This window comes from Leptolyngbya sp. NIES-2104, from assembly GCF_001485215.1.
In the GTDB taxonomy this organism is placed as follows: Bacteria; Cyanobacteriota; Cyanobacteriia; order Leptolyngbyales; family Leptolyngbyaceae; genus Leptolyngbya.
On the sequence record NZ_BBWW01000001.1, the window covers coordinates 3,463,759 to 3,483,286 of the forward strand.

General features: G+C 47.4%; 28 protein-coding genes. 16 read left to right on the plus strand and 12 right to left on the minus strand.

Going from position 1 to position 19,528, the window contains the following annotated elements:
* Nucleotides 1-54 precede the first annotated feature (54 nt).
* The gene (locus NIES2104_RS16350; RefSeq protein WP_058999359.1) at nucleotides 55-495 is read left to right on the plus strand and encodes an SRPBCC domain-containing protein; all 441 of its coding nucleotides are present in this window, start codon (nucleotides 55-57) and stop codon (nucleotides 493-495) included.
* Here NIES2104_RS16350 and NIES2104_RS16355 read toward each other — a convergent pair.
* The gene (locus NIES2104_RS16355) at nucleotides 485-1,261 is read right to left on the minus strand and encodes a tetratricopeptide repeat protein (protein WP_058999360.1); all 777 of its coding nucleotides are present in this window, start codon (nucleotides 1,259-1,261) and stop codon (nucleotides 485-487) included. The two genes, NIES2104_RS16350 and NIES2104_RS16355, sit on opposite strands and share 11 nt — an antisense overlap.
* A gap of 296 nt (nucleotides 1,262-1,557) precedes the next feature.
* The gene (locus NIES2104_RS16360) at nucleotides 1,558-2,898 is read right to left on the minus strand and encodes an NAD(P)/FAD-dependent oxidoreductase (RefSeq protein ID WP_058999361.1); all 1,341 of its coding nucleotides are present in this window, start codon (nucleotides 2,896-2,898) and stop codon (nucleotides 1,558-1,560) included.
* A 376-nt stretch (nucleotides 2,899-3,274) separates the two neighbouring features.
* Here NIES2104_RS16360 and NIES2104_RS16365 point away from each other — a divergent pair, with 376 nt between their 5' ends.
* The 3 genes from NIES2104_RS16365 to NIES2104_RS16375 all read left to right on the plus strand — a co-directional run bounded on the left by NIES2104_RS16365 (nucleotide 3,275) and on the right by NIES2104_RS16375 (nucleotide 6,572).
* Nucleotides 3,275-3,523 (plus strand): YiaA/YiaB family inner membrane protein, encoded by a 249-nt coding sequence (locus tag NIES2104_RS16365; protein WP_263970975.1) that lies wholly within the window; start codon nucleotides 3,275-3,277, stop codon nucleotides 3,521-3,523.
* A 121-nt stretch (nucleotides 3,524-3,644) separates the two neighbouring features.
* Complete coding sequence (locus tag NIES2104_RS16370) at nucleotides 3,645-5,915, plus strand: PBP1A family penicillin-binding protein (protein ID WP_058999362.1); 2,271 nt, start codon at nucleotides 3,645-3,647, stop codon at nucleotides 5,913-5,915.
* 384 nt (nucleotides 5,916-6,299) lie between these two features.
* Entirely contained in the window at nucleotides 6,300-6,572 is a 273-nt protein-coding gene (locus tag NIES2104_RS16375; protein ID WP_058999363.1) for a BON domain-containing protein, read from the plus strand.
* Here the strand turns inward: NIES2104_RS16375 and NIES2104_RS16380 are convergent.
* On the minus strand, nucleotides 6,565-7,050 hold the full coding sequence (locus NIES2104_RS16380) for an ureidoglycolate lyase (protein WP_058999364.1): 486 nt from the start codon (nucleotides 7,048-7,050) through the stop codon (nucleotides 6,565-6,567). The genes NIES2104_RS16375 and NIES2104_RS16380 overlap by 8 nt on opposite strands.
* Nucleotides 7,051-7,154: 104 nt before the next feature.
* Here NIES2104_RS16380 and NIES2104_RS16385 point away from each other — a divergent pair, with 104 nt between their 5' ends.
* Nucleotides 7,155-7,583 (plus strand): hypothetical protein, encoded by a 429-nt coding sequence (locus NIES2104_RS16385; protein WP_058999365.1) that lies wholly within the window; start codon nucleotides 7,155-7,157, stop codon nucleotides 7,581-7,583.
* A gap of 193 nt (nucleotides 7,584-7,776) precedes the next feature.
* On the opposite strand, the gene tsaB is transcribed toward NIES2104_RS16385, so the two are convergent.
* Nucleotides 7,777-8,397 (minus strand): tRNA (adenosine(37)-N6)-threonylcarbamoyltransferase complex dimerization subunit type 1 TsaB, encoded by a 621-nt coding sequence (gene tsaB / locus NIES2104_RS16390; protein WP_058999366.1) that lies wholly within the window; start codon nucleotides 8,395-8,397, stop codon nucleotides 7,777-7,779.
* Entirely contained in the window at nucleotides 8,367-9,047 is a 681-nt protein-coding gene (locus NIES2104_RS16395; protein ID WP_263970976.1) for a GntR family transcriptional regulator, read from the minus strand. The genes tsaB and NIES2104_RS16395 overlap by 31 nt, the downstream gene beginning before the upstream one ends.
* A gap of 106 nt (nucleotides 9,048-9,153) precedes the next feature.
* Between NIES2104_RS16395 and NIES2104_RS16400 the strand changes: the two genes are divergently transcribed.
* From NIES2104_RS16400 to NIES2104_RS16415, 4 genes are all read left to right on the plus strand, one after another.
* Complete coding sequence (locus NIES2104_RS16400) at nucleotides 9,154-10,092, plus strand: fatty acid desaturase (protein WP_058999368.1); 939 nt, start codon at nucleotides 9,154-9,156, stop codon at nucleotides 10,090-10,092.
* Nucleotides 10,089-11,081: an alpha/beta fold hydrolase gene (locus NIES2104_RS16405; protein ID WP_058999369.1), complete on the plus strand. Its 993-nt coding sequence runs from the start codon at nucleotides 10,089-10,091 to the stop codon at nucleotides 11,079-11,081. Before NIES2104_RS16400 ends, NIES2104_RS16405 begins: the two co-directional genes overlap by 4 nt.
* Complete coding sequence (gene glnT, locus NIES2104_RS16410; protein ID WP_058999370.1) at nucleotides 11,078-12,382, plus strand: type III glutamate--ammonia ligase; 1,305 nt, start codon at nucleotides 11,078-11,080, stop codon at nucleotides 12,380-12,382. The genes NIES2104_RS16405 and glnT overlap by 4 nt, the downstream gene beginning before the upstream one ends.
* Nucleotides 12,383-12,537: 155 nt before the next feature.
* The gene (locus NIES2104_RS16415; protein ID WP_058999371.1) at nucleotides 12,538-12,939 is read left to right on the plus strand and encodes a hypothetical protein; all 402 of its coding nucleotides are present in this window, start codon (nucleotides 12,538-12,540) and stop codon (nucleotides 12,937-12,939) included.
* A gap of 24 nt (nucleotides 12,940-12,963) precedes the next feature.
* Here the strand turns inward: NIES2104_RS16415 and NIES2104_RS16420 are convergent, their stop codons facing one another.
* On the minus strand, nucleotides 12,964-13,959 hold the full coding sequence (locus NIES2104_RS16420) for a nucleoside hydrolase (protein WP_058999372.1): 996 nt from the start codon (nucleotides 13,957-13,959) through the stop codon (nucleotides 12,964-12,966).
* Nucleotides 13,960-14,085: 126 nt separating this feature from the next.
* Between NIES2104_RS16420 and NIES2104_RS32415 the strand changes: the two genes are divergently transcribed.
* The 4 genes from NIES2104_RS32415 to NIES2104_RS16435 all read left to right on the plus strand — a co-directional run bounded on the left by NIES2104_RS32415 (nucleotide 14,086) and on the right by NIES2104_RS16435 (nucleotide 15,287).
* Nucleotides 14,086-14,241, plus strand: a complete 156-nt coding sequence (locus NIES2104_RS32415) for a hypothetical protein (RefSeq protein WP_192843597.1) — start codon at nucleotides 14,086-14,088, stop codon at nucleotides 14,239-14,241.
* 137 nt (nucleotides 14,242-14,378) lie between these two features.
* Nucleotides 14,379-14,645: a hypothetical protein gene (locus NIES2104_RS16425; protein ID WP_058999373.1), complete on the plus strand. Its 267-nt coding sequence runs from the start codon at nucleotides 14,379-14,381 to the stop codon at nucleotides 14,643-14,645.
* Nucleotides 14,623-15,027, plus strand: a complete 405-nt coding sequence (locus NIES2104_RS16430) for a clan AA aspartic protease (RefSeq protein ID WP_339375138.1) — start codon at nucleotides 14,623-14,625, stop codon at nucleotides 15,025-15,027. Before NIES2104_RS16425 ends, NIES2104_RS16430 begins: the two co-directional genes overlap by 23 nt.
* A 131-nt stretch (nucleotides 15,028-15,158) precedes the next feature.
* Nucleotides 15,159-15,287 carry a photosystem I reaction center subunit VIII gene (locus NIES2104_RS16435; protein WP_058999375.1) on the plus strand — a complete coding sequence of 43 codons (129 nt, stop codon included), beginning with the start codon at nucleotides 15,159-15,161 and terminating at the stop codon, nucleotides 15,285-15,287.
* Between the two features lie 81 nt (nucleotides 15,288-15,368).
* Here NIES2104_RS16435 and NIES2104_RS30885 read toward each other — a convergent pair whose 3' ends face one another.
* The 6 genes from NIES2104_RS30885 to NIES2104_RS16460 all read right to left on the minus strand — a co-directional run bounded on the left by NIES2104_RS30885 (nucleotide 15,369) and on the right by NIES2104_RS16460 (nucleotide 17,611).
* Complete coding sequence (locus NIES2104_RS30885; protein WP_072218080.1) at nucleotides 15,369-15,488, minus strand: photosystem II reaction center protein J; 120 nt, start codon at nucleotides 15,486-15,488, stop codon at nucleotides 15,369-15,371.
* A 41-nt stretch (nucleotides 15,489-15,529) separates the two neighbouring features.
* A complete protein-coding gene (locus tag NIES2104_RS16440) occupies nucleotides 15,530-15,658 on the minus strand; it encodes a photosystem II reaction center protein L (RefSeq protein ID WP_058999376.1) in 129 nt (42 codons plus the stop codon).
* Nucleotides 15,659-15,669: 11 nt separating this feature from the next.
* Entirely contained in the window at nucleotides 15,670-15,804 is a 135-nt protein-coding gene (psbF, locus tag NIES2104_RS16445; RefSeq protein ID WP_058999377.1) for a cytochrome b559 subunit beta, read from the minus strand.
* A gap of 20 nt (nucleotides 15,805-15,824) precedes the next feature.
* Nucleotides 15,825-16,085: a cytochrome b559 subunit alpha gene (gene psbE, locus NIES2104_RS16450; protein WP_058999378.1), complete on the minus strand. Its 261-nt coding sequence runs from the start codon at nucleotides 16,083-16,085 to the stop codon at nucleotides 15,825-15,827.
* Between the two features lie 106 nt (nucleotides 16,086-16,191).
* Nucleotides 16,192-17,193 carry a photosynthesis system II assembly factor Ycf48 gene (locus tag NIES2104_RS16455; RefSeq protein WP_058999379.1) on the minus strand — a complete coding sequence of 334 codons (1,002 nt, stop codon included), beginning with the start codon at nucleotides 17,191-17,193 and terminating at the stop codon, nucleotides 16,192-16,194.
* 40 nt (nucleotides 17,194-17,233) lie between these two features.
* Nucleotides 17,234-17,611: a rubredoxin gene (locus NIES2104_RS16460; RefSeq protein ID WP_058999380.1), complete on the minus strand. Its 378-nt coding sequence runs from the start codon at nucleotides 17,609-17,611 to the stop codon at nucleotides 17,234-17,236.
* A 290-nt stretch (nucleotides 17,612-17,901) separates the two neighbouring features.
* On the opposite strand from NIES2104_RS16460, the gene ndhC reads away from it, so the two are divergent.
* The 3 genes from ndhC to NIES2104_RS16475 are packed head-to-tail and all read left to right on the plus strand — an operon-like array spanning nucleotide 17,902 to nucleotide 19,491.
* Nucleotides 17,902-18,264: a photosynthetic/respiratory NAD(P)H-quinone oxidoreductase subunit C gene (ndhC, locus tag NIES2104_RS16465; protein WP_058999381.1), complete on the plus strand. Its 363-nt coding sequence runs from the start codon at nucleotides 17,902-17,904 to the stop codon at nucleotides 18,262-18,264.
* Entirely contained in the window at nucleotides 18,255-18,983 is a 729-nt protein-coding gene (locus NIES2104_RS16470; RefSeq protein WP_058999382.1) for an NADH dehydrogenase subunit K, read from the plus strand. The genes ndhC and NIES2104_RS16470 overlap by 10 nt, the downstream gene beginning before the upstream one ends.
* Nucleotides 18,976-19,491 (plus strand): NAD(P)H-quinone oxidoreductase subunit J, encoded by a 516-nt coding sequence (locus tag NIES2104_RS16475; RefSeq protein ID WP_058999383.1) that lies wholly within the window; start codon nucleotides 18,976-18,978, stop codon nucleotides 19,489-19,491. Before NIES2104_RS16470 ends, NIES2104_RS16475 begins: the two co-directional genes overlap by 8 nt.
* Nucleotides 19,492-19,528: the final 37 nt, after the last annotated feature.

A 19,528-nucleotide genomic window follows, 5' to 3' on the forward strand; every position in this document is an offset into this window, starting at 1 on the left:
ACCGCAATAAAGGGTCATGAACTGTAAATCACGAACGACTAGGGATAATCTCAGATGCCAACTTTATATACAGAAATTGAAATTCGAGCCGCACGATCGCAAATTTGGCAAATCCTGATCGCCAAAGACCGCTGGAAATATTGGAATACTTTTTTATATGACTGCGATCCGTCCCTACCGTTTGTAGAAGGGCGCGATGTGGCATTGTCTCTATTACGAAATCCGGGCGAAGAAGAAGTGCAGTTTCGCCCGATCGTCACTTTGGTTCAGCCAAATTACTGTCTAAAATGGCTTTCGACGATTCCCGGTTTACGAAACGAACACGTTTTAGAGCTTCAAGATATCGGCGTGAATCAAACTCGATTCTCGTATCAGCAGAATTTCTCTGGGACGCTGGCACGATTCCTATTACCGTTCATTCGTCGAGATGAGCGTAGAGGCATTCAGCGCATGGCGTGGGAACTAAAGCAATATGCAGAAAAGATTAACCGTTAAGCTGATCGCGGCGAGTTTTGGTACCGGAGCAGTTTGGATTGAGCGCGATCGCGTGATCGTAAGCTGCGATCGCGTCTGCATGTTGTCCCAGTTTCTGAAAGACTCCGCCCAAGTTGTACCAAGCTTCGTATAAAGTAGGACGAATTTCGAGAACCTGCTGGTAGCTTCTGATTGCTTCTTCGTACTGTCCTAAGCGGCAGAACAGATTGCCGAGATTGTAGTGAGCAGCGGAAAAATGCGGACGAGTCGAAAGGGCTTGATTGTAACTGTCGATCGCGTCTTCAAATCGTTTGAGTTGCGTTAAGACAATACCTCGGTTGTACCAAGCTTTCGTGTAGTTCGGTTTGAGGTTGAGCGTTTCTTCGTAGCTGTAGAGGGCTTCATAGCTTGATCCGAGCTTTAATAGAGAATTTGCTCGGTTATACCAAACTTTGTAGTTAGCAGGGCAGAGTTGAATGGCTTGGTCGTAGCTGGTGATTGCTTCTGCGTACCGTTGCAGTCGAGACAGCGTCATTCCTTGTAAATTCCAGGCAGGCTCGTAATCGGCTTTGAGCAGGATCGATTCTTTGAAGCTCTCGACTGCCTCGTTATAGCGTTTGAGTCCGTAGAAGGCTTTTCCGTGTTCAAACCAAGCGATCGATGAACTGGGTTGTCGCTGTAAGAGTTTATCGAGTGCTGCGATCGCATCGTCGTAGCGTCCGGCTCGACTCAGTTGGCGAGCTTGTCTAAGATAAAATTCGACCTGAGAATCGACAGTATCGCGCATAACTGAACAAGGGTGAATGCAATCCCTGTCTAGTATGGACAGAGAAAAACAAAAGCAGACGGGGTTGATGCCATCTGCTTTGAGAAATTCATCAGCGCTGGAGTGTGTTCTGAGACTTCTCGCTTCGTTTCTGTCCCGCCCCGGAATAGAATTCAGGGCTAATCGTGCGAAGTCCTTTGAAAAGGACTGAAGAGATTTCGTTTGGCTTTTAGTCCCCAGAGCGCGGACTTCGTTCTGTTAGCCCCGAATTCCATTCCGGGGCGAGTGAGCAACGAAGCAAGATAACTCAGCACACTCTAAACGTTGACGGGTTCTTCTTTGCGTGATCGTACAGACGGAGACTCGCCTGGAACGAGCGTCGTATCGGTAATAATCCGCGCTCCACGGGAACGAGTAACATAGTTCCAAACCCACTGAATCATTACAACCAGTTTGTTGTCGAACTCGATCAAGAAGTAGATATGCGCCACGATCCAGATGAACCAAGCAATAAAGCCAGACAGATGAACGCCACCGAGATTTGCAACGGCTGCATTTTGTCCAATCACGGCGAGGCTTCCGAATTCCTTGTACAGGAATCGAGGCAGCGATTGACCGCTTAATCTTGCTTTGATCAGTCGGGCAACATACTTACCTTCCTGCATTGCTACAGGTGCAACACCGGGATAAGGTTTACCTTCGGGATCAGCACAGTGAGCCAAATCACCGATTACGAAGATGCTGGGATGATTCGGAACGCTGAGATCGGATTCGACCATAACGCGACCCACACGATCGAGCGATGCTCCAGTGCGATCGCTAATCACTCGACCGACACCGGAAGCTTTTACACCTGCCGCCCAGAGAATCGTTTTTGCCGAAATCGTTTCGCGGGTTTCGTCGTATTCGAGCGTGAGATTATCGCCGTCGATCTGTGTCACTTTGGTTTTTGTCCGCACTGTCACACCGAGCTTGGTCAAAGATTCAGCCGCCTTCACAGACAAATCAGCCGGATAAGGAGGCAAAACGCGATCCAAACCTTCGATCAAGAGAATCTGAGCTTCAGTAGTGTCAATACTGCGGAAATCTTGCTTTAACGTGTGATTGGCGAGTTCTGCGATCGCGCCCGCTAATTCCACCCCGGTTGGACCGCCGCCGACCACGACAAAGGTGAGTAACGCTTTGCGCTTTTCGGGATCAGTTTCTTTTTCTGCTGCCTCGAATGCTGAGAAGATTCGGCGGCGCATCTCGATCGCATCTTCGATCGTTTTCAAGCCAGGAGCATCATCTTTCCACTGATCGTTGCCGAAGTAGTGATGACTTACGCCCGTTGCCACAATCAACGAGTCGTAAGGAATGGCTCCTCGGCTGGTCATGACTTGTTGCGTTTCGGGATCGATATCCGTTGCTTCTTCCATCAGAACGCGGACGTTTTTCTGACGGCTGAGAATCGATCGCAACGGCGAGGAAATATCCGCAGGTGAAAGGTTTCCGGTCGCGACTTGGTAGAGCAGCGGTTGGAACAAATGAAAATTGCGTTTATCAATCAAGGTCACATCAACATCGGCGTTTTTGAGACTTTGAGCGGCATATAAGCCCCCAAAACCACCACCGATAATAACCACACGATGCTTGGGCGGTTGTGTCACAGGTTCCATAGGTTGTCAACAATGCTTATGTGGGCGGGTGAAAGCTAGAAAAGCGCACTCTGAACAAGGAAAACAGTCCGAAGAGCCAAATGAATGATTCGGTGAAAGTCAACTCATCAAGTTTGGTTCCTCGCTCCTGGTTCAAAAATGCCCGGTCTCTACTCAAGTGTAATTAGCCCGTTCGTAAATTTGTGACAAATTGTAACTGAAATTGAAAGATTTTACTATCGCGTCACAAATCGATGATATTCGAGTCGTTTCTTTCATCTTCTACAGACTGTAAGAACGCAAAACAGGACAAATCTGAGAGTGTCTATTCTAGATACTTTGTGTCCGAAGTAATGGCTATCTTCTGAAGTGTTCAATTTCCGTCAGGAGAATCCTTATGCAGAAGTTCGATAGTACCACTCAAGCGCACAGTAGCGCGTGGATTTTTCAGGCTTGGGCATCGTTTGTAATTTCGGTAACGGCGACGACGATCGGGATTTGCTATCTACCTGTAGACGGTTGGGTGAAAGGGTATGTCGGAATGGGGACACTGTTTACGGTGGCATCTACGTTTAGTGTGGCGAAAACTCGCGGGATATGCACGAGGCGAAACGGATTATCTCACGGGTGGACGAAGCAAAATTAGAGCGAATGTTAGCGGAACACGACCCATTCAACAAGTAGTTATCTGCGTGGGGGTAGGGAGTTCGATACTTCCTATCCCGCATTTGACTAGAATATATCGCAGTCCCTCGATCGCTTGTTCCATGACTCAACCGCCTCTGCCCCCGCGTCGATCGCAAACCGTTCTCGGCAATCTCAGCCAAGCTGTTAAAACGACCCTCACGCGGATCAATTTTTCAAAGCTGAAACTCAAACCCAATGCGCGAGTTCCAGAATTATTTGTGCAGGATGCCGATGCACCCAAGGCACAGGTGTTTCCGCTGTTGGGCGATCGCTATTCGATCGGGCGCAGCTCCAAATCGTGCGACATCGTTGTGCGGAATCCAGTGGTGAGTCAGGTTCATGCTGTGGTGAAGCGCGATCGCAAGCGGAAATTTTTAGGCTTACCGACGCGATCGAGATTCATGATTCGCGATGAAGGTTCGACGAATGGACTGTATCGCGGCAAGCGAAAGCTGAAATCGAAAATTCTCTACAACGGTGATGTCATTTCTCTAGGTCCGCCTGAACTTGCCGCATCGGTTCGCGTTCAATATAAAGACCCGCTGCCCTGGTATCTCAAAGCGGTTCGATATGGATTGTTCGGAATTAGTGGAGTGACTGCGTTAACGGCGGCAGTGATTGGCATCGAATGGCAGCGATTTTCGGTTTATCCGTTACCGGAATCAGTTCAAGGTCCGGTTGTGATTAATTCGCGAGATGGTCAACCGTTGCGAACACCGAGAACCGATCGACATGTAGAGTTGCAAAGTCTTTCAGATTTTTCGTCTTTCTTGCCGGATGCGGTGATGGCTTCTGAAGATTCGCGCTTCTTTTGGCACTTAGGCGTTGATCCGATCGGGACTGCTCGCGCTTTATTTACCAACGTCCGAGGCGGCGAAATTCGTGAAGGCGGAAGTACCCTCACTCAACAGCTTGCGAGAAGCGTATTGCCGGATTATGTGGGGCGACAAGATTCGGCGGGGCGGAAGATTCGAGAAGCATTTGTAGCACTCAAACTCGAAACGGTCTACAGCAAAGATTTTCTCTTGAGACTGTATCTCAATCGCGTTTATCTCGGTAGCGGCATCTATGGGTTCGAGGATGCGTCTCAGTTTTACTTTGGAAAGTCATCCAAAGATTTGAACTTATCGGAGGCGGCGACGCTAGTGGGAATTTTGCCTGCGCCGAATAGTTTTAATCCGGTGACGAACTATAAAGCGGCAGTGGAATATCGCGATCGCGTTCTCGAACGAATGGCGCAACAAGGCATGGTGTCACAAGAAGAAGCCGATCGTGCTCGTCGATCGCGGATCGAAATTAGTCCGAGAGCGCGGCAAGAATTACAAAGTGCGATCGCGCCATACTTTTATAGTGCGGTGTTTGATGAACTCGAATCGCTGCTCGGTGGCAGTCTTGCAAGTGAGGGAAATTTTATTGTCGAAACGGGACTCGATCGACGAATGCAATCGAGAGCCGAAGCAAGTTTGAGAAATAGTGTCGAGACCAATGGCGCGAGTGCAGGATACTCTCAAGGTGCAATGGTGACGATCAATGCCAAAACCGGTGAAGTTCTCGCAATGGTGGGTGGAACGGATTATCGAGAAAGCCAATTTAATCGTGCCACTCAAGCCCTTCGGCAACCTGGATCGACCTTTAAAATCTTTGCGTACACCGCCGCGATCGAACAAAACATTTCTCCAGGAACCGCTTATTCTTGTGCACCGCTCAACTGGGGTGGACAAACTTACGCAGGGTGTGGAGGCGGATCGGCGGATTTTTACACTGGAGTCGCGCAGTCTTTGAACGTGATTGCGCTGCGAGTTGCTCAGGATGTCGGACTCGATAAAGTCGTGCAGATGGCACAGCGATTAGGAGTCAAATCGAAGCTCAATCCTGTTCCGGGTCTGGTTTTAGGACAAAGTGAAGTCACACCGCTGGAAATGACGAGCGCGTTTGGGGTGCTGGCAAACGATGGAGTCCGAAACCGCCCCCATACGATTAAGCGGATTCTCGATAGTGGAGACTGTAAAGATCGCAAAGACATCAATACTTGTCGGGTGATTTATCAAGCCGACCAAGATGGCGAAAATAATCAGAGAGTGCTTCAGCCAGAGGTGGCGGCAACAATGACGACATTGTTCCAAGGAGTGGTGCGATCGGGAACGGGACGCGCTGCCGCGATCGGACTCGGTGAAGCGGGAAAAACTGGAACAACGAACGATAATAAAGACTTATGGTTTGTTGGATATGTCCCAAGTCAGGCGATCGTTACAGGCGTATGGCTAGGGAACGACAATAACGCGCCAACGGATGGAAATAGCGGACTTGCAGCGAAACTTTGGGGCGATTATATGCGTCAGGTTGTTCGATAAGGTTCTGAGTTTATCTACGTGATTTCACGGTGTATTACTCTAAACTTTAACGGTCATCAAGCCCACCCAATTTACGCTATCAAAGAATTACGGAATACCTATTTCTGCTTTGATACGAATTTGTTAAATTGAGAGGCAAGGCGTTAATCTAACAGAAGCTACCTGATTTTGGTCTTTTTTCCGTAGTTGTACGGCGCATTTTAACCTCTGCCTGAAGGTGGATTGCTTAATATCTTTGCAAAATCTTTAATAGCTGCATGGATTGTTAAGCTACCTTTACCTATTTGGCAGACTCAGATGATTACGACCAGGGTACAACTCCGAAAGTCCTCTTCTACCGCGCCGAAGTCTGCGAAGTGTGATTCCCTTCTTGACGCTCACACCATGACATACTCCCTTTTAAATACGATTCCACCAGAGCGGATCGGTCTGAATGGCGAATATGACCATAGCGGTTTGGCAAAGCGAGTTTCTCAGGCTTTCCAGGCTCATTTCTCGATTCAGGATTTAGAAGGATTGCGGGTGAAGCAACGCGGCAAAGTTGTGATTCTGATGGGAAATGTTCGATCGAGCGAATTACTCAATCAGTTAAAGACGATCGCGCTAGGCATCGAAGGCGCGATCAATGTCGAAACGTACGGCATTCGATTCAGATAATTTCAAACTCAACGCCAAAGGTCGATCGCAAATCGCAAGTATCGTGATCGACGATATTGGTGTCACTCAGTTCGAGATTATAGAAATCAACGACATCGCCATCGAAATAGGGTCCAGCGTGCCAGGTTCCGATGTCGAGCTTGATGAAGCAATTACCGGGAATGCAGAATGCGGTGAGATCTGCGATCGTAGGATTTTCCTCAGTTCCCGGCGGCGCAACGACGATCAGCCATTCTTTGCCTTCAAGCGAACCGAGACATTGGGTACAGTGCTGATGTCGCGTGATTTTGTGGAATTTTCGCCCCCGATGTTTCAGGCGCATAATGTAGAAGCGGGGGATACCATTCTGTAGATGAAGTTGAGCATCTTCTTGATCAAAACTTTTCCCATCGTTTGAAGCTTGAATCAATTGTCCGAACGGGCGAAAATTCTCAGTCGTGATTAACTTGGCTTGAAGCTGTTGCAGGGTTGACGGCATGAAAATCTCTCCCACGGTTTATAGTGAACCTTTCTTGAGATTGACGAGCAATTTCTAAATTCTTTCTAGGATGCCATGAGTAACTCGTAATGAGGATATAACTCATGAATACATTAAAACGAATTCGTCAAGCCGTATTGTTGGTTTTATTGATGGCATTTGTCTTAATTGCTCCAATGCAAGCAGCTTTTGCAGCAGATCCTTCCTACTCGCCAGGTGCACCGGATAGCCCAGAGAAGAAAGCAAAGACGCTGTTTGAAGGTCGTCGTAACGTCAGCGCCGGAGAACAACCGCAAGCGAAAGATTTACCGGAGAAGATTCAGCAAGATTTGCAAAACATTGACAGCGATCGACCCAAAACCACGGGTCAATGGAATCGTGAAGCTCGTGAAACCGCAGGCGAACCGGGTGAACGTCTGGGACGGATTGCCAAGGAAACGGGTGAAGCTGTGAAAGACTTCGGCAAAATGTACCCCGATACCGCAGAGCGTAGCGGTGATGCACTGCAAGAGAGCCTCGATCGTTCTAATTAAACGCAGATTTGACGAGGCTTCTCGCTTCGTTGTTCGCCCGCCCCGGAATAGAATTCGGGGAAGAGCGGTGCGAAGTCCCTTCAGGACTGCAAGCCTCCAATTCATGCGCCTTTAGCCCCCTTTAGTGGGCTTCGCACGATTAGCCCCGAATTCCATTCCGGGGCGAAGCGCAATCGAAGCGGAGCGACTCACATTAACCAATCTCCACCGGGTGTTGACCGTAGTAGGGGAGTGCTTCCGACCAATGGGAGCGCTCCCCTTTTTGCAAGCGTTGATATGCGATCGCTAAAATCTCCTCGACAAATTGCCCCTGATTCGATCCCGCTTCAATTTGCTGATCGATCGGGTGCTGTTCTAAACGTTTCGCCCATTGTTCCGCTGACTGGACTGAATCAGAATGAAGCGCAATTCCATTTTGATAAATCGCTGTATAAAGTTCGCCTCGTTGAGCAGGCATTTGAACGGCAATCGTTCCAGAATGTTGATGTGCAATCGCGCCTAAGCTCGAAATTCCGAACAATGGAATCTCTAACTGTTGCGCTAAAGTTCGCGCAGCAACCACACCGATCCGAGTTCCAGTAAAGCCACCGGGACCGATCGCAACAGCAATAAAATCCAGATCTTTCCAGGTTTGCGGCTTGATAAATTCTAATAAATGCGTGTGTAATGAGCTAGATAAGTCACGACCGAGATCTAGAACAATCAATCGACGATCGCTTTCAAAATCAGAAATCGCCAATCCTAAATCCGGGCTGCTCGTGTGAATTGCTAAACCATACATCGTTACTTTCTCTTGATCTGCACTGAATAACATAAACGATCACCGCGTGAAATCGATTTTCCATGTACGATCGCACAATTTCCATCGGTGTAAGCCGTATGCTGATAAACAATCAACGGATGTCCGAGCGGCACTTCTAGCAGTTCACCTGTTTCGTCATCAGCCTGTGTACATTCAATCACCGCATCAATCTTTTCTGTAAAAATTCCATGTTTCTCTAACGCCGTTAAGCTTAATTGTTGTTTGAGATCTTTAGCATAAGCTTTTCCTAGCTCTGGAGCAATGTAAGTAATATCCACACAACCCGGAACACCATTAAATAACAATACTTTCTTTTGGAAATAAGCGATTTTTACCGATAGTATTTCCTCGACTTCTGGCGGAACTGTAACTAATTCAAACACTATCGATCGAACTGTAATGGTCACATCTTGCTGCGCCATCGCTGCCTCTAGCAACAATGGACTAGAGAGCGAATGAGTGACTTTCTGCTGACTTGCAACGAACGCGCCTTTTCCTTGTTGCACTACGACTAAACCTTGCTGCATTAGATTGGCGATCGCACGTCTTGCAGTAATCCGACTCACCTCAAACTCTGACATTAATTGATGTTCACTCGGTAGCTGATCTCCCGGTTTATATTGTCCATTGCTCATGCGATCGCGGAGTTTTTTTGAAATCATACTGTGCAGAGGAATTCCCATAATTTGTAGCTTGAAATACAGCGTTTTGGTGATATATTGCTATCTTGCTTGTTATAACAAGTCCAGCTTCTTGAGGAAAAAGACGATGAGTTCATCTGTTTTTGAGTCTAACTTGACTGAACCCGATTCAAAGCGTTGCTCACCCCTGAGTAATGAGGCTTTGAAAAATCTGAATACTCGATCGACTGCAAAAGGTGTGTTCCAACTTTCGGGACACTTCGCAATTCTCGGTATCAGTGGCTATCTTTGGGGTACGAATATCGGACACAATTGGTTGATCGCGATTCCTGCACTCGTTGTTTATGGATTCGGTTTTGCTGCAATGTTCGCTCCCATGCACGAAGCTTCTCACCGCACCGCTTTCGAGAACAATCTACTAAATGATGCGGTTTGCTGGCTTGCTGGAGTGCTGTCTTTCTACAATGGCGCATTTTATCGCCGCTATCACAAGTGGCATCACCGCTACGCGCAAGACTGGGACAATGATCCAGAGCTAAGTGATCCGATTCCTCAAAATTTAGTTGAGTATCTGATCATGTTGAGTGGTGTGACTTGGTGGTGGGGCAAGCTGAGAACGCATTTTCGTGTTGCAACTGGACAGCTAGAAGACTATCCCTACATTTCAGAAGAAGCGCGGAATGGTGTGATTTTTTCAGTCCGATCGCAGTTAGCAGTTTATGGAATCGCGATCGCCATTTCGATCATTGCTCATCAACCGTGGTTTATTACCTACTGGGTTTTCCCGTTGATGGTGGGGCAACCAATTCTACGGATGATTCTGCTGTCAGAACATACCGGATGTACGCACGATAACAATCCGTTGACGAATACTCGATCGACAAAAACCCTCTTTCCGCTGCAATTTCTGATGTGGAACATGCCCTTTCATGCTGAACATCATCTTTATCCATCGATTCCCTTTCATCAATTGCCTGCTGCACACCAACAGTTAAGAGAACATTTCACCTACAAAGACCAAGGCTATGTCGAAGTAAACTACAGCTTTGCTAAAAACCTGGTATGAAGTTCACTCTGAAAGACTTTCCGCTGTATTGTGGTGCAACATTGCCCGAAGCCCAGATCGTGTATCAAACCTACGGAACATTGAACCGCGATCGAACGAACGCCATTCTCTACCCAACCTCATACGGGGCGCAGCATCCAGACATCGATTGGCTGATTCGTCCCGATGGAATTCTAGATCCAACTCAATGGTTTATCATCATTCCAAATATGTTCGGAAATGGTTTATCCACTTCACCGAGCAATTGTGAGTTAGAAGGGGTTTGGTTTAGTCACTACGACAATGTTCGCGCCCAAAAACAGCTACTTGAGGAAGTCTTTCAGATTGAACAACTCGCACTAATCTATGGTTGGTCAATGGGCGCACAACAGGCTTATCACTGGGGTGCGCTTTTTCCCGATCGCGTTCTCAGAATTGCTGCCCTCTGCGGAACGGCTCGAACGACTGATCACAATCGTATCTTTCTCCAAAGCTTACGAACTGCATTAACGGCTGACCCCGCTTGGACAGGAACCCGATTTGAAAGATTACCCGATCGAGGATTTCGAGCCTTTGCCCATATCTATGCAAGTTGGGCAGCTTCCCAAGCCTTTTATCGCGAAGGACTTTACTATCAACTCGGCTACAGTTCGTTAGAGGACTACATCGCCCGATTCTGGGAAATGAGCTATCGCAAACGTGATCCGCACAATCTACTCGCCATGATTGAGACTTGGTTGCACTGTGATGTCAGCGATAATCCAACCTATCAAGGCAACTATATTGCAGCGATGAGTGCCATACAAGCCAAAACTTTTGTAATCCCTGCAACAACCGATTTGTACTTTACACCCGAAGATTGTGCAGCAGAAGCCGCGTTAATTCCAAACTCGGAATATCATCAGATCGAATCGATTTGGGGACATCGCGCAGGCAATCCGTATCAGTATCCGCCTGATGCCGCATTTATTCGATCGACGATCCAAACCCTACTCCAACACCCACTATGACGCTTTCTCAAACCGCGCAAACTCAAGGAATCCGCTACTTTCTGATTTCGTTTACTGACTTGTTTGGAGTAGCTCGATCAAAGTTAGTCCCGACAGAAAGCATTGATCAAATGGCAACCAGTGGAGCAGGATTTGCCGGGTTTGCAGCTTGGTTAGATATGACTCCCGCTGATCCAGATATCTTAGCGATTCCTGATCCAGATAGCTTGATCCAACTCCCTTGGCAGCCTGATGTCGCGTGGTTAGCAGCAGACTTACACACAATCACCGGAGAGCCGTTAGAACAAGCGCCGAGAGTCGTTTTAAAGAAGGTTTTACAACAAGCTCAAGAACTTGGCTATCGAGCAAAAACGGGCGTTGAATGTGAGTATTTTTTGCTGAGCGCGGACGGTGAGCAGATTTCGGATTTACGCGATCGACAATCTAAACCTTGCTACGATCAACAGTCCCTGATGCGTCGATACGATGTCATTCGTGAAATCTGCGATGCCATGTTAAACCTTGGATGGGGAGCCTATCAAAACGATCACGAAGACGGAAACGGACAGTTCGAGATGAACTGGATGTATGCCGATACGTTGATGACAGCAGATCGACAAGCGTTCTTTAAGTACATGGTGAAATCGATCGCTGAAAAACATGGACTCAGAGCGACTTTCATGCCGAAACCGTTCACTCACCTGACTGGAAACGGTTGTCACACCCATCTTTCACTTTGGGACAACGCAGGACAAGAAAACCTCTTCTATGATCCACAAGGCGAACTCGGACTATCCCAACTCGGTTATCAATTCATTGCAGGGGTACTACATTCGGCTGAGGCGCTCTGTGCAATTACCAATCCAACTATCAATTCTTACAAACGCATCAATGCACCTGTCACCTTATCCGGTGCAACTTGGTCTCCGAACACTGCTAGTTACAGCGGCAACAATCGAACGCATACTATCCGAATTCCCGATGCTGGACGCTTCGAGTTTCGTTTAGCCGATGGAGCCGCAAATCCTTATTTGTTGCCTGCTGCATTGATTGCAACCGGATTAGATGGCATTGTTCAAAAGCGTGATCCAGGCGTTCGACGTGATAACAATATGTACACTGAACCACTCCCTGAAGGTGAAGTGAAAGCATTGCCGAAAAACTTGCTGGATGCGTTGCGGTGTTTGGAGGAAAATGCAGTGATTTGTCGATCGCTGGGTGAATCTTTCACAAAAGCATATCTCAAACTGAAACACCAAGAATGGAATCAATTTACAAGCTGTGTGACACCCTGGGAACTGGAAAATACACTGGACTGTTAATACACCCGTAGATGCCAGAAGAACTATACGTACACAAACTATTTACCACCATCGGTATACCAATCTCACATTCTGTTAGTTAAACTAAGAATAGTTAAGCGAATAAGAACGATTTACTGATCCGCTTGATTTAACGATGTGTGGAGGTTTATTCCATGAATCAGACATTAAAACGTGCCCTCGCTCCTGGACTGATGGCAACGAGCTTAGTCGGCGCTACTTTTCTCCCAATGAAGCCCGCTTCAGCCGACCAAAACATCTGGCGTGACATCGGAATTGGAGCCGCTACGGGTGTTGTCTCCAGTGTAGTTACCCGTCACAAAGTTGTACCCAACATTATCAATGGTGCAGCCGCAGGTGCAGCGGTAAACCAATCTCGCGATCTGCTCACTCGAAAAGGTCAGCGTCCTGATCTGCTCAAAGATGCGGCAGTGGGTGCAGGTACAAGTGCCGCAGTTGGAAGAGTCACAAATCGCCGTCACGCAGTCCGAAACACGGCAAATGGTGCGGCAGTCGGTGCTGTGATTAACGTTCTCACACCGAACCCGCGTCGATAGTTCTCGATAGTAAATTTTGAGGGATCAGATCAACTCTGATCCCTTATTTAATGTCTTTAAATCCTCAATCAAACTTGTAAAGAATCTCGTAGCATCGACTTCGGTTGAAATCCAAGCATTTGAGAGTGGTTTTGCAGAATTACGATCGTCGATCAATGTCTGCCCTCGTGTCCATCCCTCTTTTGTTTCAATCTGCACTCTCGCCCGTCTCCACACCATTGTTTCTGGATAAAACAAATATCCCAACGTCGCCGCATCATGGACGAGAAACCCTTCGGTTCCACTCGTTTCTCGGTACTTTAGAGCAGTGCTAATCATGAACTCACAGAGATTCGTGAGAAATTTTGATAGTTCAGTGGTTGGGTTCGATCGAGCGATCGACAAACTCATCTCCCGTGTAAAAATCAACTTCCGCGTCACATCCAGCGAAGTAATTACCAAATCATTCCGACTGTTCAATACAATCTCTGCCGCTTCTGGATCAAACCACACATTGAATTCTGCATGAGGCGTAACGTTTCCGGGACAGCGAAACGCACCGCCCATGATGATAATTTCCTTAGCTTTTCTGAGAATGCCGGGATGCTTCTTTTCTGCCGCTGCAAGATTGGTAAGAGGCGCGATCGCAATTACGGTAATTTCTCCTGGCATTGTGTTTAATCGATCGATCAAAATCTCATTCGACGATCGAGCCGTTTCATAGTTGTGAACTGGCTCAGGAAGTTGTGATGACAGATTTCCCATACCATCAGAGCCGTGAATGTGTGAGGCATCTTCTGAAGGGTGTGAAGTTGCAACTCCTCTCCCCACTTCAACCTCTCCCAATCCCCCCAAGCTCAGAATCCGACTCGCACTAGAAAACGTCTTCTCAGTCGAAACATTCCCGCCCGCTGTCGTCACCGCAATCAGTTCTGCTAGTCCCTGTTTCACCAAGCTCTGAAGCCAGAGCAGCGCAAAGACATCATCACCACCCGGATCGGTATCGAGAATAACTTTAGGAATGCTGGAGAATGCAACCATAGTGGTTAAGTTAAGCGAATAATCACCTGAATTCTACGCAATTATTTTTTATTGCGCGATTTCACCTAAAACTCAGGTTTTCTACAGTGCTAGAACAGAGGAATCCAAGTCTTACGGAGATAGCCGATGGCAAAAACAAAAGGTGGTAAAAAGAAGGTTTATGTGCATGAGCACAAAAGAGGAGATAGTACCGTAAAAAAACACTATCGATCAACTTCAAACAAACCTACAAAAAGCTCTTCTTCTCTAGGTGCTGCAATTTTTAAGTTGTTTGGACTGTAACTAACCTGTTCCATACAATTGAATTATAAATCGCTAGGTGGGCACTTCTCGCTCACCTTTTTTAGTAAAAAGTTAATAATTCAAGTGCTGTAACAGCATCTCAGCTACGATGGGTAGAAGAAGAGAAACTCGAATACATGAACGCTCAACCACTTCGCTACAGCAAGGAAGAATTTGCTCAACGCGGCAACGAGATCTACGAGTCTCAAGTACGCCCCCAGATTGAGCAAGGAAACTTTGGCAAAATTGTTGCGATCGACATCGAAACCGGAGCCTTTGAACTTGCAAACGATACAATAACAGCTTCAGATCGATTGCTTGAACAGCATCCGGAAGCCCAGATCTGGTGCGTTCGAGTTGGGCACAAAGGGGTTCATCGCTTTGGCTTCGGTCGTCCGGTTTAACTTTATGATTCATGGAATCGTTGGTCAAAACTGCGAGGCAACAATCCGGTTGATTGTACGGAATGCAGGTTTAACGCAGTTAGTTGAGGCAATTATTGATACAGGATTTACAGGTTTTTTGACTCTGCCTTTGTCGGTTTTGTCTAACCTCAATTTGCAGCCTTACAGACGAGAAGCAGGCACATTAGGTGATGGAAGTACTTGCATTTTTGATGTGTATCGTGGCTCTGTCATTTGGGATGGAGAGTTTCGACAAGTTGATATTAATGCGTCTGAAGCGTCGCCTTTGGTTGGAATGAGTTTACTTTATGGGTATCGAGTGCAATTTGATACGATCGAGGGCGGTGCAGTCACGATTCAGTCTCTGATTAGTCTGAATTAATTCGCAAAAAACCATCTCACAATTTTGTCCACTCTCCCGAATGTTAAGAATCTTGAGAAACCTCAGATCCGTGTCACCCTTCACAGGTACATTCACAAATGGAATCATCTAACGAATAGGAAACTTTTCTTATGACAGGTTCATATGCAGCTTCATATCTGCCTTGGATTCTCATCCCCGTTGTCACCTGGTTAGTGCCAACGGTCGTCTTTGCATTGTTGTTCTTGTACATCGAACGCGAAGATCCGACAGGCATCTAAGCCACAAATTCCAAACGCATTAGCAAACTAAAAGCCGCCCAATCTTGCATCAGGCGGCTTTCTTCATTTGTAACGTTCGACCTACATCGACGAACCCACACTCGTATAGGAACCGTAAAAGAACAGCGCCAATACACCAATTGCGCCCAAGCCAGCGACCGTTGCCACTAACCACAAGGGAATTCTTCCACCAGTTTGCACAGTTTAATCCTCCTAAAAACGCAAGCTAAACGATCGAGAAATTAGTTGAAGAAATAGCTAGAGAACAAAATTCCCAGCGTAAAAATCATCAGCAAACCCAGATACAGCGAAGTCCGGTTCAATTCAACGGGCTGCTTATTTGGGTTTGGAGAACCTTTAATCCCTGCCATGATTCAAGCTCCTATCGTTGAATAAATTGCATTGAAGCGATCGCGCCAATGAAAAAGATCGCCGGAACTGCCAACGTGTGCACAGCCAACCAGCGGACGGTAAAAATCGGATATGAAATCGGTTCGTTCGGAGTGTTGCTTGTCATTGTTTTTTAACCTCGTTAAACTACTTGCCAACCTGCGATGCAAATTTGTCTACCTGTTGTTTCGCTTCAGATCGGTTGCTTACGATCGGCAACTGTTCTTGGCGGGCAGTCGGATAGTATTCATTCGGACGAGGCGTTCCGAATACGTCGTATGCCAAGCCAGTGCTGACAAACAACCAACCTGCAATAAACAATGCAGGAATCGTGATGCTGTGAATCACCCAATAGCGAATGCTTGTAACAATGTCCCCAAACGGACGCTCACCAGTAGTACCTGCCATTTAACTCTCTCCAGAAGTCAACGAACAAAAGCCTTATTTGTATCATACGGGACGGAAGAAACCCTCACAAGTGAATCCTTGAAAATTGATCCCCCATCCCTTTCAATCAAGCGGTTTGTGCGGGTTCGTACTTCAATAAAGTCCCGCGCTGACCCATGATGAACCCGGTCTTTGAATCCAAGAAAACAATCCGGTAAAGGTTCGCTGGAATGTTCTCGACATCGCGATCCTTTTGCCAAGTCTTACCGCCATCAAAGCTGGCTAACAGATTGCCGCTACCCCCGACAACCCATAGCTCTTCAGGGGTGCGATACGCCAAATCTAACAATCCCCAACTGGTGGAAAACTCAGGATTTTGAGGGTCTAACCAGTCCTCTGGATTGTTTGAAGCACTAAACTGAATCTGTCCACCTCTTGCCAACATCCAGAGATGTCCGTCAGGCGCAAATCCCATGTTTTGCAGCTTGCGTGAACTGTTGCGGTTGAACGGTTGCCAAACGTTTTGACCCGGTTCCCAAGTTGAGAAGAAGTTACCGGTCGAAGAAACGGCAATGTACTTTCCATCAGAAGTACGATCGATACTCCGCATTACCCCAAACGCCTCAGACACTAGCGCTTTCCAATTCTTGCCACCGTCAGTCGTGCGATAAATTGCACCCACATCAGTCGTCATCTCCGCTTGATTTTCACCAAGCGCCACAATCTTTTCCGGTGCTCCAGGTAGCTTAGTGCTCAAGGGCAATCGCGCCCAAGACTTCCCGCCATCGCCCGTGTGCAAAAGAATCGAAGGCTGTCCAGCAATCCAACCATCATTACCTGAGAAATTCACGGAAGTGAGACGATACTTCTGTTCACCCAAGTCTAAAACTTTTTGATTCCAGGACTTCCCGCCGTTCGTGGTTTCGAGCAGTGCGGAATTCGTGCCGACCATCCAGCCGTGTTGCTTATCCACAAAGCTGACATCGAGCATATTTTCTTCAACGGGTAGCTCAACCGTCTGCCACGGGTTATTCACAACAGCGGGCAAAAACCCTTTACAGCCAGTCGCCAGGAAGACAACCGCTAACAAAATCACAAACTGTTTCCAGGCTCTCAAAATCCGATACATCGCTCTTGATCTCAGTAAATAAAGGGTTCAATCCGTTGCACTACTGCAACCCGTAAAGACTTAGGAAGAAAATAAACGCTAAAATCAATCCGCCGAAAATTAGCAGGTTTTTCTGCCCTGGAGTCATCGTATTCACACCCAGCCCATATCCCAGATTCGACTTAAATCCAGACGGCGAATTGAGCGGACCGACATTTTGAAACCGCTTTTTTGGAACGCCGCAGACCGGACATTTCCAGATAATTGGCAAATCCTCAAACGCGACTCCAGCGGCAATCCCACTGCGATCGTCGCCCTTGGTCGGCTCGTAGGTGTATCCACAAGCGGCGCACTCATAGCGATCGAGATCTTTTGGATCTAACGGCTTAACCTCAGTCTCTACAGCGTTTTCTTGGGAGTTATCAGCTTCGGTACTCATGGCAAAATGTCAGGGAGTGACCCAAACCTTAAAGTGTTCGTTAATTATTATGACATTATGAGATCCTTCTCAAACGCCCAATAATTTAGCCAATTCACATATACTTTCTTCAGAACTGCCCCAAATCTGAATAGATTCTGCTCAATGGTTTCGATTCAGAACCAATTGTAAGTAATCCTTGATTTGGCGGGTATTTCAGCGCACCATGATAAATTGCGACACACTATAATAATGAAGTGTAAAGCAACGTAACCAGTCCATTTTTGTAGAACGAGAGGCGGCGAATACCTGTGTATGTCCTAAGCGGCTATGAATATCTTTTAGGCTTCCTGCTGATTTGCAGTTTGGTTCCGGTTCTGGCACTTCTGGCTTCTAAGCTAGTTCGCCCTAGCCGTCGAGGACCTGAACGCCGTACCACGTATGAATCGGGGATGGAACCGATCGGGGGTGCATGGATTCAGTTCAACATCCGTTACTACATGTTCGCGCTCGTATTCGTGATCTTCGACGTAGAAACGGTGTTTCTGTACCCTTGGGCAGTCGCTTTCAATCGTTTGGGATTGTTAGCGTTCATCGAAGCGCTGATTTTCATTGGAATTTTAATTGTCGGTCTGGTCTACGCCTGGCGAAAAGGAGCATTGGAATGGTCATGAATCCAGAAGCGACTTCGCTTAACGGCGGGTCTCTCATTAATCCGATCGAGCGTCCGGGTGTGACGCAAGAATTGTCCGAGAACGTCATTTTGACGACGGTAGACGATCTTTACAACTGGGCAAGATTATCGAGTCTTTGGCCCCTTCTCTTTGGAACGGCTTGCTGCTTTATCGAATTTGCGGCGCTGATCGGTTCGCGGTTTGACTTCGATCGCTTTGGACTCGTTCCGCGATCGGCACCCAGACAAGCGGATCTTTTGATCACCGCAGGTACGATCACGATGAAAATGGCTCCCGCTTTGGTGCGTCTCTACGAGCAAATGCCCGAACCGAAATATGTGATCGCGATGGGCGCTTGCACGATTACGGGCGGAATGTTCAGCGTGGATTCTCCGACTGCGGTTCGCGGCGTGGATAAACTGATTCCAGTTGATATCTATTTGCCGGGATGTCCTCCCCGTCCTGAAGCGATCATCGATGCGATCATCAAGCTTCGTAAGAAGATCTCGAACGAATCGATCCAGGAACGCGGTCAACTGCTGCAAACCCACCGCTACTACAGCACGACCCACAATATGCAGCCGTACAAAATCATTCACGATGGCACGTATCTGCAATCAGATAGCCGAAACGCGCCACCACGTGAATTAGCGGAAGCATTGGGTCTTGAAGTCCCTGCGGTTTTGGAAGCGCAAAAGGAGAACGTCGATCGTGGCTGAAGAAAAACAAGCGACTGAAACAACGATCGTTGAAGCGGGTAAAACTTCCAAGTGGCTGACTCAAAACGGTTTTGATCACGAATTCATGGGACCTGATGCCAGTGGAGTCGAAGTGATCAAAGTCGAACCGGAGTTGCTAATCCCGTTTTCGACTGCGCTGTATGCGAATGGGTTTAACTGCCTTCAGTGTCAGGGCGGCTATGATTTGGGTCCGGGCGATCAGTTAGTGAGTTTCTACCACCTGATCAAAGTATCTGATAGCGCCGATCGCCCGGATGAAGTTCGGTTGAAAGTGTACTTACCGCGTGAGAATCCGAAAGTGCCTTCGGTTTTTTGGATTTGGAAAGGCGCAGACTGGCAAGAGCGAGAAACGTTTGATATGTACGGGATTGTCTACGAAGGACACCCGAACTTGAGACGCTTGCTGATGCCGGAAGACTGGGTAGGTTATCCACTCCGCAAGGATTACATCTCCCACGACTTCTTTGAACTACAAGACGCTTACTAAGTTCAGAAGTACCATAATCTTGAAAAGCTCTCTTGGA

What these genes read in the sequence shown, in the direction of transcription:
- NIES2104_RS16350 (WP_058999359.1), top strand. Translation starts at nt 55, where the DNA reads ATGCCAACTTTATATACAGAAATTGAAATTCGAGCCGCACGATCGCAA.
- NIES2104_RS16355 (WP_058999360.1), bottom strand. Translation starts at nt 1,261, where the DNA reads ATGCGCGATACTGTCGATTCTCAGGTCGAATTTTATCTTAGACAAGCT.
- NIES2104_RS16360 (WP_058999361.1), bottom strand. Translation starts at nt 2,898, where the DNA reads ATGGAACCTGTGACACAACCGCCCAAGCATCGTGTGGTTATTATCGGT.
- NIES2104_RS16365 (WP_263970975.1), top strand. Translation starts at nt 3,275, where the DNA reads ATGCAGAAGTTCGATAGTACCACTCAAGCGCACAGTAGCGCGTGGATT.
- NIES2104_RS16370 (WP_058999362.1), top strand. Translation starts at nt 3,645, where the DNA reads ATGACTCAACCGCCTCTGCCCCCGCGTCGATCGCAAACCGTTCTCGGC.
- NIES2104_RS16375 (WP_058999363.1), top strand. Translation starts at nt 6,300, where the DNA reads ATGACATACTCCCTTTTAAATACGATTCCACCAGAGCGGATCGGTCTG.
- NIES2104_RS16380 (WP_058999364.1), bottom strand. Translation starts at nt 7,050, where the DNA reads ATGCCGTCAACCCTGCAACAGCTTCAAGCCAAGTTAATCACGACTGAG.
- NIES2104_RS16385 (WP_058999365.1), top strand. Translation starts at nt 7,155, where the DNA reads ATGAATACATTAAAACGAATTCGTCAAGCCGTATTGTTGGTTTTATTG.
- tsaB (WP_058999366.1), bottom strand. Translation starts at nt 8,397, where the DNA reads ATGTTATTCAGTGCAGATCAAGAGAAAGTAACGATGTATGGTTTAGCA.
- NIES2104_RS16395 (WP_263970976.1), bottom strand. Translation starts at nt 9,047, where the DNA reads ATGATTTCAAAAAAACTCCGCGATCGCATGAGCAATGGACAATATAAA.
- NIES2104_RS16400 (WP_058999368.1), top strand. Translation starts at nt 9,154, where the DNA reads ATGAGTTCATCTGTTTTTGAGTCTAACTTGACTGAACCCGATTCAAAG.
- NIES2104_RS16405 (WP_058999369.1), top strand. Translation starts at nt 10,089, where the DNA reads ATGAAGTTCACTCTGAAAGACTTTCCGCTGTATTGTGGTGCAACATTG.
- glnT (WP_058999370.1), top strand. Translation starts at nt 11,078, where the DNA reads ATGACGCTTTCTCAAACCGCGCAAACTCAAGGAATCCGCTACTTTCTG.
- NIES2104_RS16415 (WP_058999371.1), top strand. Translation starts at nt 12,538, where the DNA reads ATGAATCAGACATTAAAACGTGCCCTCGCTCCTGGACTGATGGCAACG.
- NIES2104_RS16420 (WP_058999372.1), bottom strand. Translation starts at nt 13,959, where the DNA reads ATGGTTGCATTCTCCAGCATTCCTAAAGTTATTCTCGATACCGATCCG.
- NIES2104_RS32415 (WP_192843597.1), top strand. Translation starts at nt 14,086, where the DNA reads ATGGCAAAAACAAAAGGTGGTAAAAAGAAGGTTTATGTGCATGAGCAC.
- NIES2104_RS16425 (WP_058999373.1), top strand. Translation starts at nt 14,379, where the DNA reads ATGAACGCTCAACCACTTCGCTACAGCAAGGAAGAATTTGCTCAACGC.
- NIES2104_RS16435 (WP_058999375.1), top strand. Translation starts at nt 15,159, where the DNA reads ATGACAGGTTCATATGCAGCTTCATATCTGCCTTGGATTCTCATCCCC.
- NIES2104_RS16440 (WP_058999376.1), bottom strand. Translation starts at nt 15,658, where the DNA reads ATGGCAGGGATTAAAGGTTCTCCAAACCCAAATAAGCAGCCCGTTGAA.
- psbF (WP_058999377.1), bottom strand. Translation starts at nt 15,804, where the DNA reads ATGACAAGCAACACTCCGAACGAACCGATTTCATATCCGATTTTTACC.
- psbE (WP_058999378.1), bottom strand. Translation starts at nt 16,085, where the DNA reads ATGGCAGGTACTACTGGTGAGCGTCCGTTTGGGGACATTGTTACAAGC.
- NIES2104_RS16455 (WP_058999379.1), bottom strand. Translation starts at nt 17,193, where the DNA reads ATGTATCGGATTTTGAGAGCCTGGAAACAGTTTGTGATTTTGTTAGCG.
- NIES2104_RS16460 (WP_058999380.1), bottom strand. Translation starts at nt 17,611, where the DNA reads ATGAGTACCGAAGCTGATAACTCCCAAGAAAACGCTGTAGAGACTGAG.
- NIES2104_RS16470 (WP_058999382.1), top strand. Translation starts at nt 18,255, where the DNA reads ATGGTCATGAATCCAGAAGCGACTTCGCTTAACGGCGGGTCTCTCATT.